The organism is Chthoniobacter sp., from assembly GCF_040003245.1.
Classification (GTDB): domain Bacteria; phylum Verrucomicrobiota; class Verrucomicrobiia; order Chthoniobacterales; family Chthoniobacteraceae; genus Chthoniobacter.
Genome location: NZ_JBDUCX010000186.1, coordinates 1 through 13,752 on the forward strand (window position 1 = coordinate 1; position 13,752 = coordinate 13,752).

A 13,752-nucleotide genomic window follows, 5' to 3' on the forward strand; every position below is an offset into this window, starting at 1 on the left:
CAAGAAGGTGTTTTGCAAGAAAGTGAAGTTACCTAATCATGATCTCCCAATCGTGCTCGCCACATCGCCTTGTCTATACTCTTCGCACTGCTGCCGCCATTGTCGGAATTGCGGGAGTAGCTCCGATCGCCATGAGCGAACCATCACCCGCACCTTTCACGCCCAAACCGATGACAGCCAAGGTTGAAAACAAGCACCCTGCTCCAACTGATGAAGAGCTGCGGAAACGCCTCACGCCATTGCAGTATTCGGTGACGCGAGAGAACGCGACGGAGCGGCCGTTTACGAACGAGTATTGGAAACACCACGGCGAGGGCATTTACGTGGACATCATCTCGGGCAAGCCACTCTTTTCCTCAAAGGACAAGTTCGACACGGAATGCGGTTGGCCGGGCTTCACCAAGCCGATCGACGCGGCCGAGGTGAAAGCACTCGCCGACAAGACGCACGGCATGGAGCGCGTCGAGGTGCGATCGAGGACGGGCGAAGCCCATCTGGGGCACGTCTTCAACGATGGCCCGAAGGAACTCGGTGGACTGCGCTATTGCATAAACTCAGCGGCGATCCGATTCGTCCCCAAAGAAAAAATGACTGAAGCGGGCTATGCAAAGTGGCTGGTGCTTTTCGAGCCGAAGGAAGCGGAGAAAAACTAAGTCTCGGGAGAAGTCCCGGCGCTCGCGGTTACGCGCGGGAAGGCGCTTTCGATCCAGCCGGGTTCGCGGACATCCACGGTCTCTGCGGATAGAATCTCCGCGCGGCCAAGGTATCCTACGGCTCGCTGCGGATCGCTGCGATCCACGACCGGGAGGCGGCCGATTTTGTGCCGGAGCATTTTGACGAGTGCTTCGCGGAGTGTTTCGTCCGGATGCGCTACGACCAGCGTGCCGGTGCCCGTGTCCCGCACGGGGAGAAGGTGCTGCCCGGAATCCGCGGCGCGCAAAACGTCGCTCCGAGTGATGATTCCGACCAGACGCTGTTCTTCATCCAGGATCAGCGAAGCGTGGCGTCGCGAGACGAGGGGATCGTTGGAGGCGATTCCGTTCGCCAGGGCTTCGACTGTCATCGCTGCCGGGATCGTTTGAAAGTCACTAGCCATCACTTCGGCGACGCGAATGTGTGCGAGTGGATCCGGCGCATAACTGTGCGGCACGGACACACCGCGGCGGGCGATTTTCTCGGTCATGATCGAATGCTTCGAGATGAGGTGCGCCACGAGGAACGCGGCGGTGGCGCCGGCGAGTAGCGCGGGGAGTGCGTGCGGCTGCATGGTCGTTTCAAAGGCGAACACGATCGAGGCGAGCAGCGCGCGCGAGGCCCCGGCAAACATCGCGGTCATTCCCACCAGCGCGGCGAGGCCGATGGGTAAGTCCAGTCCTGGCACGAGATGGTTCACACCGACGGCGAGCAACGCGCCGAGACCGCTGCCGATGGTGAGCAATGGCGCGAGCGTTCCGCCGGAGGTGCCGCTGCCGAGGGCGATGAGCCACGAAAAAAGCTTCATGGCGCAAAGCCACGCCACGATCTGGATCGGCAGGGTATTGGCGACGATCTCCTCGATGTTGTTGTAGCCAACGCCGAAAGTCCGCGGCGTGAAGTAACCAATCAGCCCGACGCCCACCGCTCCGATCGCCGGCCACCACATCCAATGCACGGGGAGGTGCTCGAACTGATCTTCCACCCAATACACCGCACGGCTGATGAAGGCCGCCGCGACTCCCACGCAGGCGCCCAGCACGAGAAAGGTGAAAAGAACTGCCGGGCCGGGAACGGCGACCAGCGGCATGGCGAAGATCGGCTCCGAACCGAAAAACCAAATCCGCACGGCCGAAGCGGTGGCGCAGGCGAGAGCGACCGGGACGAGAGAACTCGCGCTGAATTCAAAAAGCAAAAGCTCGATCGCGAGCAGCACCGCGGCGATGGGGCTGCCGAAAATCGCCGTCATTCCCGCGGCAGCGCCGGCTGCGAGCAGCGTCTTTCGCTCCGAGGCCGTGACGCTGAAAATTTGTCCCAGCAATGAACCGAGCGCCCCGCCGGTCGCGATGATCGGCCCTTCCGCGCCGAACGGACCGCCCGTGCCGATCGAGATCGCGGAGGACACCGGCTTGAGCACGGTGATGCGCGCCGGGATGCGGCTGCGATTGAGGAGGATTTGCTCCATGGCTTCCGGGATGCCGTGGCCGCGGATGGCCTGCGATCCGTAGCGCGCCATCACGCCGATGATCAACCCGCCGATCACCGGCACGACGACGACGATGAGCCCCAGATGATTATTCGCCGGAGACGCGGGAGTGAACGCGAGACGCTGGTAGAAGGCGAGATTGGTGATGAAATAGATGAGTTGGACCAAGGCCCACGCGACAACGGTCGTGACTCCCGCGAGCACGATCGAAGTAACCGAAAGGAAGATGACACTGTGACGATGGGGAGCAGTGGTCATTGAAAGGAGCGCGACCGGGTTTCGCAGTGGGCTGATGAAAGCATGAACAGGTGCTAGTAATACATCGTGGTGCGATATAATCAAGTGATCGGTCTTGCGCTTTGCCGATCCGATCGCGATAGCTTTCCGCCATGATCCGCGACCCCCTCTTCCTCCTCAAACCGGACTTTCTCGACAATGGCCAGGGACCATATTTCTGTCCCGGCTGCGCGGAGATGATCGGCCTCCTCGAATTCTATCCAATGCTCAAGGAGCATGTGGAAGTGCGCTATATCGCCTTTCCACGACCGCGCCCGGAATTGGTTCCGCTGCTCGGAGAGGAAAATCAGAGTTGTCCTGTGCTGGTGCTGGCGGCGGCTCCGTCAGCGAACTCTTCCAAGCTCAAGGTGCAGACGATGAATGGGCATGACTTCGTGGAAGGCGCGCGCGAGATCGCGGAGTATCTGGCCCACGTTCACGGCGTCGGAACTCCTCACTGATACCGGCCGTGAGCCGCGAGGGCGTGGACGGCGCGAGAGCCCTATTGCTTCGCCGCGAGCGGCTGCCAGTAAGCGGGCAGGTTTGGCTTGGTTTCGCGCAGGATTTCGAGGACCGCCTGCCGGTCGTTGGCGGTGATTTTGGAGAACTCCGGGTCCTCGTCCTTTCCAGTAAGAATGTCGTAGAGCCGCTGCAAAAGATGGTCGCGCATCACCATGGGGATTTGGTCGAAGGCTTCGGAGTAGATGAGGAATGAGCACGGGTACTTGAACGTGCGTGTCTGCAAATCGAGATCGCGTAGTGAACGACCTTTCGAGTCGCGCGGTCCAGGCGCGGTGAAGTCTGCGACATATTGCGGGTCGCCGCTGACTGGCCCGCTGAGCGGCGTTTCCTCGGTGAAGAGCAGGTAGCGCAGGAAGGCGTTTACCTGGTTCTTGAGATAGCGAATGTGGCCGTAAGTCTCGGTCATGGTCCGCGTCTCGTAGTTCAGTCGCGTGATGTAGTTGTGCATATGCACCTGATGTTCGAGGACCATGAGCGCGACGATGTCGCTGTGCGGTGTGAGATATTTGCTGGTGTCGATGATCTCGCGGAGATCGGGAACATTGCCGCGATAGCTCGGATCGCCCGAGTGCCGGTCAAAGGCGGAAAGTCCGACAAGATTGCCGAGGTGCGTCTGTGCGCCGCTCTGGCCGGTGACATACCAGCCGCCCCAGCGATCCGCGAGCGGGGTGCAATGCGTGACCTCGCTGGTATCCGTCCCGGCAATGATCTCGCCGCCGCCATCGGTGCGCAACGACCGGACGAAGTGGCCGGGGATGCCGAGACTCCGGGGAGAGACGTGGCATTGGATGCAATCCTGATTGCGCGTGAATGACGGCTTATCCTGCGGCACCTGATCGAGCGAATAGAAGATGCCGCCGAGCTTCGGATCGACGGCGGAGATTTCCATCATCGGCGCGTGCGGGATGTAGCCCACATAGACATCGTCATTGTAGAAGATGGCGCGCGGGTTCCGCGGATTGATCTCGCGGCGTTGCAGCGAAGTCTGCGAGAAGACCAGCATTTGCGAGGACTTCGGAATCTTGAGTTCATCGAGCAGCGCCGGGAGCCAGCCATACTCGTCGTCCCACTTCAGCTTCACCTCGCCGCTCACGATCTGCGCCTGGAGTTTTGCGATCCGATCCTGCGGTGTCTGCTTGCTGTATTCGATCGGAGGATCGTCATATTTCAGCGCGTGGGTGGAGCCTTGAAAATCTTCCGCCACGACCGGTGACGCGAGGCTCAAAGCGGCCAGAGCGAGGAGGATTCGGGGATAATGCATAATGAATTGTCACCGCCGCAATGCGCCAACCGGGGAGCGAACGATCAGTTGGCCGGCTTCGTTCGGTTCAGCACGTCGGCGCGAGTGGTCTCCACAATCGCGAGAGTGCGATCGATGAGGGCCTTGTCCACTTTGAGTTCCACCAGCGTCGCCTGGAGGTGTTCGGCAATCGCGTTGAAGTGTGAGTCATTGAGGCCGGGCAGTTCCCGATGCGCCGTGCGCAGATCCGCACCCGTGTATTTGATGGGTGCGCCGAGGGCCATGGAGAGGAACTCCTTCTGCTTGTTCTTCTGCCGCTTCATATTGATGTCCTTGAAGTAGGAATTCACCCGCGGGTCAGCCAGGACCTTGACGTAGAAAAGGTCCACCGCGGCGTCGAGGGCGGCCTTGCCGCCGAGTTGCTGATAGAGGCTGCTGGCGCGGTCGGCTTCAAACTTCTTCCGGCAGGTGTCGTCGGCGAAAGCGTAAGTAGTGCCTTCGTAGGTGAAGGTGACTTTCGGGTCCGCCGCTTTACCGCTGACGGGACAAACGGTGTTGAGCGGTTCAACCGAGGCCGGAGCGACCGGGTCGGCGGCAAACGCGCAAAGCGAGAGGCTGAGGACGATGAGGGCGAAGAGCTTTTTCATGTGGGAGAAGTGATGTGGTTGGTCGTTGGAAAAGGCGCTGGTTGGTTCGTGGAGCCTGCGCGGTACCGATGTGGACCCGGAGAATAGGTATTTCTTATACCCCTTCAACCGGAAATGCTATATTTGTGCGGCGAGTGTCCGTTCCCATCCGGGTCCGGCACACGTCTCCCATGCAACTCACCACCCACACCGACTACGCCCTCCGGCTGCTGCTCTACCTCATGACCCACCCGCAGCGAAAGGTGAGCACAAAAGAGGTGGCCGAAGCCTACGGCGTTTCTCTCCATCATCTCACCAAGGTCGCCAAGTCCCTGACCAAGGGAGGCTGGTTGATCGCCGCCCGCGGAGCTGGCGGTGGCCTCATGCTCGCGCCACATACCGCCGAATGCCGGATCGGCGAAATCGTGCGCTACACCGAGTTCACTCTCGACGTCGCGGAATGCTTCGACGCTGCCAGCAACACCTGCCCGATCACCAAGGTCTGTCGTCTCAAGCCCGTGCTCTATCGCGCACGGCAGGCGTTCTTCGATGTGCTGGACAGCGTGGCCGTGCGCGACATGGCCCGCAATCCGGGCGAACTGCGCCCGATTTTCGCCGCGTCGCGCGGCGACGTTGAGAGCGCTCCGATCAAGCAAGCGAAGCGCTGACGCCACCGCCCCATGCCCGCGCCGCGCCCGTCCTTCCTCAGCCTTTGCACCGCCGAGCCGTTCCTCATCTTTTTCCCGCTCGCGACGCTCCTCGGCATCTCCGGCGTCTCGCTTTGGCCGCTCTTCTTTTCGGGGCTGCACCGGGCTCGCGCTGATCGCGAGCTATTGGCTCGAAGCCAGCGACCCGCGAGCACCCGCTGCCGCATGGCTGCGCGCCGTCGCGGCGATCGTCTATCTCGCCACGATGATCCCGTTTCACCGCCGATCTCGACCGCTGCATACCGCCCCACTCGCGGCGCAACTGGCTTTGCGGGCACTCGTCATCGGGTTGATCTTCCCGCTCTTCTGGCCCAGCCAGCGCCTCGCCGGACTCCACATCGTTTTCCTCGGAGGCTTCAGCCTGATCGCCTTCACCGTCGCCACCCGCGTGGTGCTTGGTCATTCGGGAAATGAAGCACTCTTCGAAACGCGCCTGCCCGCCTTGCAAGTGGCCACCTTCCTCCTGCTCGCGGGCGCCGCGCTCCGCGCCTTCGGTGACTTTTCGCCCGCTCGTCCGCATTGGCTCACCGCCGCGAGTTATCTGTGGATCCTGGCCGCCGGAGTGTGGGGTTTCTCGATCCTCCCGAAAGTGCGCCTGGCCGATCCCTCCGGCGACCTCTCGTGCTCCGCGCGCCGGAAACTCCGCGGTTCTTAAACGACTCGAGAGATTCCCATGCGCCCATCGGCAGGCCCTCTTGAAAGGGCGTCTCAAATCAAAGACCACCCGTCAACGAAACCATTGCCTTGCACGATTTACAGTCGCGCAGCGAGGCCGGGACATTTATTCCTTTACCTCAATGAGCATCTCCCCCGCCGAACATCCCGACATCGACCTTGGATCGCTTTGCATGACGCGACGACGACTGCTCGGCTCAGCCGCGGCCACGGCGGCGACTGCGCTTGCGGCGTCCTTTTTGCCGCCGAATGTGCGGCGCGCGCTCGCGAAGGCTCCGCCTTCCACCGGAGCGCTAAAGGACATCAAACACGTCGTCCTGCTGATGCAGGAAAACCGCTCGTTCGATCACTACTTCGGCACGATGGCCGGCGTGCGCGGATTCGACGATCCCGATGCGCTGAAGCTACCCGACGGCAAGTCGGTTTTCTATCAACCCGATCCCGAGAATCCGAGCGGCTACCTGCTGCCCTTTCATCTCGATACCCGGAAGACGAACGCGCAGAAGATGCCCTCGACCAACCACTCGTGGCCGGTGCAGCACGAATCCTGGAACGGCGGCAAAATGGACAACTGGCTGCCCGCCCATCGCAAGGCGGAAGGCGCGCGGGCACCGTATGTCATGGGCTATCACACGCGCGCGGACATCCCGTTCCAGTTCGCGCTGGCCGAGGCGTTCACGATTTGCGACGCCTACCACTGCTCGGTGATGGGACCGACGTGGCCGAACCGCATGTACTGGATGACCGGCACGATCGATGGGGCCGGCGAAGGTGGCGGACCGATGACCAGCAACCGGCCGATCAAGGAAGGCTTCGGCTGGACGACTTATGCCGAGCGGCTGGAGAAGGCGGGCGTGAGTTGGAAGGTCTATCAGCAGCAGGACAACTACGGCTGCAACATGCTGGAGCATTTCAAAACATTCCGCGAAGCCGACCGGGACTCCGCGCTCTACACGCGAGGGCTGATTCGCGAGCCCGAGGGCAAGTTTGAATACGATGCCGCCAACGACAATCTGCCGGCGGTCTCGTGGATCATCCCCACGAGCACCCAGTCGGAGCATCCCGACTTCATGCCCGCCGCGGGCGCGGCCTTCGTGGCCAGCAAGATCGACGCGATTGCGTCCAATCCCGAGGTCTGGGCCAAGACCGTCTTCATCCTCGACTACGACGAGAACGACGGAATCTTCGACCACGTCGTCCCGCCCACGCCGCCGCCGGGGACTGCGAAGGAATATGTGCAGGGCCTGCCGATCGGCGCCGGCTTCCGGGTGCCGTGCATCGTCGTTTCGCCGTGGACTGCGGGCGGCTGGGTATGCAGCCAGCCCTTCGATCACACCTCGGTGCTGCAGTTCCTGGAAAAGTTCACCGGCGTGAAAGAGCCGAATATCACCGACTGGCGCCGGCAGACCTTCGGCGATCTCACCTCCGCGTTTCGCTTCGACGAGGCGAAGGCGAATCCGCCAGCGCTGCCCGGAACCGGCGACGTTCTCAGCCGCGCTCGCTACGAATCCGCCTATCTCCCGAAACCAACTCTGCCGGGCGCTGAGCAAAAGGCGCCGACGCAGGAGAAGGGCCAGCGCAAACGCATTCCGCGAAACGCCGCCTGATTATTAACGCTTTCAGAACACCCGAAATTCCATGCCCGTTGATCAGCTTCATTCCCGCCGCCAGTTTCTCCAAACCTTCGGATTCAGCGCGGCGGCGTTGTTTGCGGGACGATTCAATCTGCGCGCCGCCGCCCGCGTGGATGCGCAAGCTGAGCACATGTTTTTGCTCGGCGATTGGGGTGCGGCGGGCAGCATCGATCCGCAGCGGCAGGTGGCCCAGGCGATGGGATCCTACGCCAGGGAGCAGAACATTGCGCCGTCTGCGCTCTTCCTGCTCGGCGACAATTTTTACGGTCAGCTCGACGGCGGAGCGGCGTGTCCGCGCTGGCAGACGCAGTTCGAGGAAATGTATCCGCCATCGCAGTTTCGCGGCCCTTGCTATTCGTTGCTCGGCAACCACGACTACAACGTCGAGCCAGCAGGAAAAGCCGAAGCCCAACTGGCGTACGCCGCGGCACATCCCGGCACGCGCTGGACCATGCCGGCCAAATGGTATCGCTTTGATTTTCCGCAGGACCGTCCGCTCGTGACCTTCCTCGCGCTCGACAGCAACTACCAAAAGGCCACGCCGGAAAAGCTGTCGCTCAACGCGGAAGAGCGGACTGCCCAGGCAATGTGGTTGAAGGCGGAATTGGCGAAGCCTCGCACGACCCGCTTCCTCGTGGTGTGCGGACATCATCCCCTCTATTCCAATGCGGGAGATAGCTCGGTGTTGATCGCCGAATGGGACTCGTTGTTTCGCGAGCATTCCGCGCACTTATATTTTTGCGGCCACATTCACGATCTCGAACATCTCGAATTCGATGGTCACCCCACCTCGTTCATCGTGACGGGCGGTGGCGGCACGACCTTGAGAGAAAAGCAGACTTACAAATCGACTGCGCTCAATCGCTTTAGCGAAGGCGTTCATGGGTTTACTCATCTCCAGATCACCGACGAACGGCTGGTCATTCGCCACATCGATGGTGATGGCAGGCAATTGCACGCCTTTGCCAAGACGCCGCCGGGAAACGTAGAACTCCTCTAAAACCGTAGTCGCAGTCCGCTTACTACTCCGAGGAAATGGTGGCGCGTGAGTGGCTTGTTCATGGCTTACTTTCTCCTTCGCGGCGCGGTGAGAACTCCTTTCGATCGAGCACCTCGCCGTTGAGGTTTTTCAATTCGACGCGCAACTGCGCGGGCGCTCGGCGGAAGGTGAGAAGCACGAAGTTATCCTCGCTTTTCAAGACGGCGGACTTCGGGTCGGCGTAGGGCGTGCCGGTGCCGCCGACTGAGGTGTTGTAAAACGAAAAGCCGTTCACTTCCGCCCGCTCGCCGAAGTAACCGAAGCCGGTGATGGCCAGAGAACCTTGGGAGATCATGCGGCTCCATTCGCCGCCTTCCAATCCGCGCACCGTCGCGTTTCGTTCATTGTAAATCGTGATCACGAACGGCTGCCGGCTGGCCACCATGAGATCGCGATACCAGCCGAATTGCACACCGTCGCGCGCATACGGGTGGCAGGTCTGCCAGGTCGTGCCCATGTCGCTGAGATGGCTGAAATCGAGCGCCACAAAGCGAACTCCGAAATCAGGCACATCGAAGTGCCAGTGCCATTCGTCGCCGGGCAGCGCGAAGAACTCACGGAACGCCGTGGCCTCAATGTCGTAAACCGGCTCCGGCGGCGGCTTCGGCCCGCGCGGACGAATCTCGCGATCGTGATTTCCCAGCGCCGGCAGCCACGGTGTGGAGCGGAAAAGCGTGGCCGAGCCACCCACGAATCGGCTGAAGGCGCCGAAGTTTTCGCGGGCCACCGGCTGGCCGCTGTGCAAGGCGGGCACATGATCCCCGGCGCTGAGCAGCAGATGCGGATTCTCGCGCTGCACGGCGGGTGCCCACGGTTGCTTGGTGTAGCCAGTGTCCGCGACCACCGCGACGCGCAACTCATCGCTTGGATAGCCTTTGAAGGTATTCACCGCGGAAGCGTCCAGACCGGATCGCACGCGGTAATGATAGGTCACATTCTTCTGCGCGAGTGGAATCTCAAGGTGATGCAGCTTCACTGATTCCTCGCGCACGATGCGTTCACCGAGCGCGGGGGTGACGCCGAACTCGACCACGGAGTCGCCGGGCTCGTTGCTCTCCCAGTTCACCACCAACTTGTCCGGCGCATTCGTCTGATGCGTGAGCCAGATGCGCTCGATTTCCGCAGCGTCCGCGCCGAGGCAGGTGAGAAAGAGAAGGAAGGCAAGTTTGATCAAAGTCGTCGATGGTTTGCGGAAGGCGTTTCGAGAGAGTGTTTACTTGAAGGATGCGCTCGTGGCGAACCTCGGATGCGAGTTCCGCCGAGAACGTGTGATCCGCGCGTTTTCCGTGACTGGCACGTGAGCATCGGGAAGACTCATCTCTGTGCAATCCCCCCTTGTGTTCCCCTGCTTGAAAATCTCCCCTGTCGAACGTCGGCTCCTCGGCATCATCGCCGTTGCATTCCTCTTTTGCGCCTTGCCGCTTCTCGCAAAGGAACCAGCGCTCGTCGCGGCGCGACCGGAAGCCGTCGGGCGACTTGCAAAGAACCGTTACCTCACCCCGACGAACCAGGTGTTGACCCCTGCGGGTCACCAAGTGGACCTGCCGGAGATGCGCCCACAAGCACTGGCGCTCAGTCCCGATGGCAAGCTGCTGGTGACTGCGGGAAAAACGCCAAACCTCGTCGCGATTGACCCAGCCACGGGCGAGCTTTTGCAAAAGGTAGCGCTGCCGCCCGAGCAGGTGGATCCGACCTCTCCAAAGACCAAGCCCGGCGCGGAACCGGGCTCGCAGTTGAGCCTCACTGGACTCGTTTTCTCGCCCGACAGCGCGCGCATCTACCTGTCGAACGTCGCCGGCAACGTGAAGGTCTTCGCCGTCGATAAGCAGCATAAGATCAGCGCTCTCACGACCTTCGCGGTGCCCGAGGCGAGAACGTCCAAGCGCAAAATGGAAATCCCTGCGGGGCTTGCCGTATCGGCTGATAGCAAGCGCCTCTATGTCGTCGGCAACCTGGCCAATCAGCTTCACGAACTCGATGCCGAGAGCGGCAAGGTGCTCCGATCGTGGGACACCGGCGTCGCGCCGTTTGAGGTCGCACTCGCCGTGGGCAAAGCCTACGTGAGTAACTCTGGCGGGCGCCGTCCCGACGACGCGGACCTCGTTGCACCGGCGGGACGCGGCACGACCGTGCGCGTCGATCCCGTGAGATACATCGCCAGCGAAGGCTCGGTGACTGTCATTGACCTCATCGGTGGAAAGGTAAAAGCCCAACTCGTCACGGGACTGCATGCTTCCGCCATCAAAGCGTCGCCGAACCGCAGATATGTCGTCGTTGCAAATACCGGCAGCGACACCCTCACCGTCATCGACACAAAGACCGATCAAATCACCGAGAAGATATGGACGCGACAGACGCCGGCTGATCTTTTCGGCGCCCAGCCGAATGCGCTCGCCTTCGACCGCGGCGGCAAGCGCCTATTTGTCTGTAACGGCACGCAGAACGCGGTGGCCGTGATCAAGTTCGAGCCGGAAGAACACGAATCGAAGGTGCTCGGCTTGATCCCGGTTGGTTGGTTCCCTGGAGCGATCGAGTTCGATGAGGGACGCAAGGCGCTCTGCGTGGCCAACATCAAAGGCATCGGTGTGGAAAAGGTCTTCAAGCCCGGCGAGTCCGTGAAACTCAACTCAAAGGATTTCTTCGGTACAGTCTCGCTCGTGCCGGTGCCGAAAGAGGAGGAACTCGCCGCGATGACTCAGGTCGCACTCCTCAACATGCGCTATCCCAAGCTCGAAGAAGCAAAGTTACCCGCACGTCCAGACCAAGCCGCGCGCCCCGTGCCAGGGCGCGTCGGCGAGCCGAGCATGTTCAAGCACGTCGTCTATGTGATCAAGGAAAACCGCAGTTACGATCAGGTGCTCGGCGATATGAAAGAAGGCAATGGCGACGCCGGCCTTTGTATCTTTGGCGAGAAGTTCACCCCCAACCAACACAAGATCGCCCGCGAATTCGTCCTGCTCGACAACACCTACTGCTCCGGCGTGCAAAGCGCCGACGGTCACCAATGGACCGACAGCGCCATCGCCAATGCCTACATGGAGCGGCAAGTCACGTCGGCATTTCCGCGGAGCTATCCCGGTGGCAAGAGCGAGGACGGCATCGACGCACTCGCCTGGGCCTCGTCCGGCTTCATCTGGGACAATGCGCTCGCGCACGGGAAGACCTTTCGTAACTACGGAGAGTGGATGATGACCAATGCCGGCTGGAAGGACACCGCGCGCAAGGACAAGCCGGCGTGGCAGGATTTCTGGGATGATTTCAAAACCGGTGCCGGCAAGACAAAGCTCGCCTCACAGCCCGCCATTGAGTCATTGCGCAAACATAGCAAGCTCGACACGGTCGGCTGGGATCTCAACGTGCCCGACGTGGTGCGAGCCGCTGAGTTCAGCAAGGAACTCAAACAGTTTGAAGCGACGGGAGTGTTTCCGAACCTGGTCATTCTTTTTCTGCCGAACGACCACACCGGTGGCACGCGCGGCAAGGCGCCCACGCCAGCCGCACAGATCGCAGACAACGACCTTGCGCTGGGGCAGGTCGTCGAGGCTCTTAGCCACAGCAGCTTCTGGCCGGAGACCTGCCTCTTCGCCGTCGAGGATGACCCCCAGGCTGGCTGGGATCACGTGAGTGGCTATCGCACGACCTGCTATGTCGCGAGCCCCTACACGAAGCGCGGGCAGACGATTAGTTCTCAATACAACCAAACGAGTCTCATGCGAACGATCGAGCTGATTGTCGGACTCCCACCGATGAATCAACTCGATGCGACAGCGACCCCGATGAGCGATTGCTTTATCGATACACCAGACCTAACGCCGTTCGCGTCGGTTCCCAATCAAGTGCCGCTGGATCAACTCAATCCGGCGCCCAAAAAAATAAGCGACCGCGCGCTGCGCAAAGACGCCATCGTCTCTGCCCGTCTGCCGCTCGAGGAAGCCGATCGCTGTCCCGAAGATGTCTTGAATGGCATTCTCTGGCGCGCCATGAAAGGGCCAGCGGTCCCGTTTCCGAAGTGGGCAGCGACGTCGGTGAAGGACGACCACTAAAGGATGCCGATCTCACCGGTGAGCTAATTGTGAGATTCCATCTGCTCTTACTCGCCTCTTGCGCCGCGTTGGGCCTGCCGACAAGTCTGCTCGCGTGGGGCCGCACCCGGAAATCACGCGCGCCGCGATGGACACACTTGTGCCGGACGACCCGCTCATTCGGCAACTCGGCAGTGAGTTTCGCAAGCTTCGCGACTATTGCTGGATGGCCGATTGGCGTCGCCAGTTGCACCGGGAGGCCGACACTTGGTTTTATACCGACGATTTTCTTCTCTTTCCGAGGATGACGATGCACCGCGATCATCTCTACCCGGAGGTGAAACAAACCTACGAGCCTTCCTTCTGCCGTGCGCGGCAGGCTTTAGCGCCATAATTTCTCTGCCGAGCCGATCTACTTTAGAGTACGACTCTCGACGATTACGAAGTGCGTACACGACAGCTTGTTTCGGTCGGTGACAGGATTCTCGTCATTGCCGGTGTCCCTGTTGGCCATCCGCTAGAATCGAACTTTATGAAGATCCATTTGGTTCGCCAAACTGCCTGAGACGAGCGTTATCGTTGGGCAACGATACAGCGCCGGGACGAATTGATGGGCAGCAGTTTGGTATTGGATTTCCTGGGGAGAGGTCTCTCCCCTCGTCCGAACCGCAGCGTTTCGGACAGACCCCTCTCAGCGGCACCGAGGTTCCGCAACGCCTCCTGATGCGGCTCGCGCCGGGGGAGACTGTGCCAAGGGCGGCGGACGCCACGCCCAAGGCACAGACTCCCGAGTTGGTGGGTCGGGCAGCGATCATCTGCGCCGTCCTCACGC

12 protein-coding genes are annotated in these 13,752 nt (G+C 61.1%); 8 read left to right on the top strand and 4 right to left on the bottom strand.

Going from position 1 to position 13,752, the window contains the following annotated elements:
* Nucleotides 1-131: 131 nt before the first annotated feature.
* Nucleotides 132-653 (top strand): peptide-methionine (R)-S-oxide reductase MsrB, encoded by a 522-nt coding sequence (gene msrB, locus ABJF10_RS21970; protein WP_348546756.1) that lies wholly within the window; start codon nucleotides 132-134, stop codon nucleotides 651-653.
* On the opposite strand, the gene ABJF10_RS21975 is transcribed toward msrB, so the two are convergent.
* Nucleotides 650-2,437 carry a chloride channel protein gene (locus ABJF10_RS21975; protein ID WP_348546757.1) on the bottom strand — a complete coding sequence of 596 codons (1,788 nt, stop codon included), beginning with the start codon at nucleotides 2,435-2,437 and terminating at the stop codon, nucleotides 650-652. The genes msrB and ABJF10_RS21975 overlap by 4 nt on opposite strands.
* A 131-nt stretch (nucleotides 2,438-2,568) precedes the next feature.
* On the opposite strand from ABJF10_RS21975, the gene ABJF10_RS21980 reads away from it, so the two are divergent.
* Entirely contained in the window at nucleotides 2,569-2,916 is a 348-nt protein-coding gene (locus ABJF10_RS21980; protein ID WP_348546758.1) for a DUF3088 family protein, read from the top strand.
* A gap of 41 nt (nucleotides 2,917-2,957) precedes the next feature.
* On the opposite strand, the gene ABJF10_RS21985 is transcribed toward ABJF10_RS21980, so the two are convergent.
* Together ABJF10_RS21985 and ABJF10_RS21990 are read right to left on the bottom strand one after the other, a co-directional pair.
* Nucleotides 2,958-4,238 carry a hypothetical protein gene (locus tag ABJF10_RS21985; RefSeq protein WP_348546759.1) on the bottom strand — a complete coding sequence of 427 codons (1,281 nt, stop codon included), beginning with the start codon at nucleotides 4,236-4,238 and terminating at the stop codon, nucleotides 2,958-2,960.
* A 44-nt stretch (nucleotides 4,239-4,282) separates the two neighbouring features.
* Nucleotides 4,283-4,864, bottom strand: coding sequence for a group 1 truncated hemoglobin (locus ABJF10_RS21990; protein WP_348546760.1), 582 nt, complete (start codon nucleotides 4,862-4,864; stop codon nucleotides 4,283-4,285).
* Nucleotides 4,865-5,034: 170 nt separating this feature from the next.
* On the opposite strand from ABJF10_RS21990, the gene ABJF10_RS21995 reads away from it, so the two are divergent.
* The 4 genes from ABJF10_RS21995 (at nucleotide 5,035) to ABJF10_RS22010 (ending at nucleotide 8,859) form a co-directional block, all read left to right on the top strand.
* Nucleotides 5,035-5,511 carry an Rrf2 family transcriptional regulator gene (locus tag ABJF10_RS21995; RefSeq protein ID WP_348546761.1) on the top strand — a complete coding sequence of 159 codons (477 nt, stop codon included), beginning with the start codon at nucleotides 5,035-5,037 and terminating at the stop codon, nucleotides 5,509-5,511.
* On the top strand, nucleotides 5,393-6,205 hold the full coding sequence (locus tag ABJF10_RS22000) for an NnrS family protein (protein WP_348546762.1): 813 nt from the start codon (nucleotides 5,393-5,395) through the stop codon (nucleotides 6,203-6,205). Before ABJF10_RS21995 ends, ABJF10_RS22000 begins: the two co-directional genes overlap by 119 nt.
* A 193-nt stretch (nucleotides 6,206-6,398) precedes the next feature.
* Nucleotides 6,399-7,832 carry a phospholipase C, phosphocholine-specific gene (locus ABJF10_RS22005; RefSeq protein ID WP_348546767.1) on the top strand — a complete coding sequence of 478 codons (1,434 nt, stop codon included), beginning with the start codon at nucleotides 6,399-6,401 and terminating at the stop codon, nucleotides 7,830-7,832.
* Nucleotides 7,833-7,863: 31 nt separating this feature from the next.
* Nucleotides 7,864-8,859, top strand: a complete 996-nt coding sequence (locus ABJF10_RS22010; protein WP_348546763.1) for a metallophosphoesterase — start codon at nucleotides 7,864-7,866, stop codon at nucleotides 8,857-8,859.
* A 58-nt stretch (nucleotides 8,860-8,917) separates the two neighbouring features.
* Here ABJF10_RS22010 and ABJF10_RS22015 read toward each other — a convergent pair whose 3' ends face one another.
* Complete coding sequence (locus tag ABJF10_RS22015) at nucleotides 8,918-10,072, bottom strand: hypothetical protein (RefSeq protein WP_348546764.1); 1,155 nt, start codon at nucleotides 10,070-10,072, stop codon at nucleotides 8,918-8,920.
* A gap of 175 nt (nucleotides 10,073-10,247) precedes the next feature.
* Here ABJF10_RS22015 and ABJF10_RS22020 point away from each other — a divergent pair, with 175 nt between their 5' ends.
* The gene (locus ABJF10_RS22020) at nucleotides 10,248-12,941 is read left to right on the top strand and encodes an alkaline phosphatase family protein (RefSeq protein WP_348546765.1); all 2,694 of its coding nucleotides are present in this window, start codon (nucleotides 10,248-10,250) and stop codon (nucleotides 12,939-12,941) included.
* 127 nt (nucleotides 12,942-13,068) lie between these two features.
* Nucleotides 13,069-13,314, top strand: a complete 246-nt coding sequence (locus tag ABJF10_RS22025; RefSeq protein ID WP_348546766.1) for a hypothetical protein — start codon at nucleotides 13,069-13,071, stop codon at nucleotides 13,312-13,314.
* Nucleotides 13,315-13,752 lie beyond the last annotated feature (438 nt).

Excerpts from the sequence above, each read along its gene's own strand:
- msrB (WP_348546756.1), top strand. The coding sequence starts at position 132 with ATGAGCGAACCATCACCCGCACCTTTCACGCCCAAACCGATGACAGCC.
- ABJF10_RS21975 (WP_348546757.1), bottom strand. The coding sequence starts at position 2,437 with ATGACCACTGCTCCCCATCGTCACAGTGTCATCTTCCTTTCGGTTACT.
- ABJF10_RS21980 (WP_348546758.1), top strand. The coding sequence starts at position 2,569 with ATGATCCGCGACCCCCTCTTCCTCCTCAAACCGGACTTTCTCGACAAT.
- ABJF10_RS21985 (WP_348546759.1), bottom strand. The coding sequence starts at position 4,238 with ATGCATTATCCCCGAATCCTCCTCGCTCTGGCCGCTTTGAGCCTCGCG.
- ABJF10_RS21990 (WP_348546760.1), bottom strand. The coding sequence starts at position 4,864 with ATGAAAAAGCTCTTCGCCCTCATCGTCCTCAGCCTCTCGCTTTGCGCG.
- ABJF10_RS21995 (WP_348546761.1), top strand. The coding sequence starts at position 5,035 with ATGCAACTCACCACCCACACCGACTACGCCCTCCGGCTGCTGCTCTAC.
- ABJF10_RS22000 (WP_348546762.1), top strand. The coding sequence starts at position 5,393 with ATGTGCTGGACAGCGTGGCCGTGCGCGACATGGCCCGCAATCCGGGCG.
- ABJF10_RS22005 (WP_348546767.1), top strand. The coding sequence starts at position 6,399 with ATGACGCGACGACGACTGCTCGGCTCAGCCGCGGCCACGGCGGCGACT.
- ABJF10_RS22010 (WP_348546763.1), top strand. The coding sequence starts at position 7,864 with ATGCCCGTTGATCAGCTTCATTCCCGCCGCCAGTTTCTCCAAACCTTC.
- ABJF10_RS22025 (WP_348546766.1), top strand. The coding sequence starts at position 13,069 with ATGGACACACTTGTGCCGGACGACCCGCTCATTCGGCAACTCGGCAGT.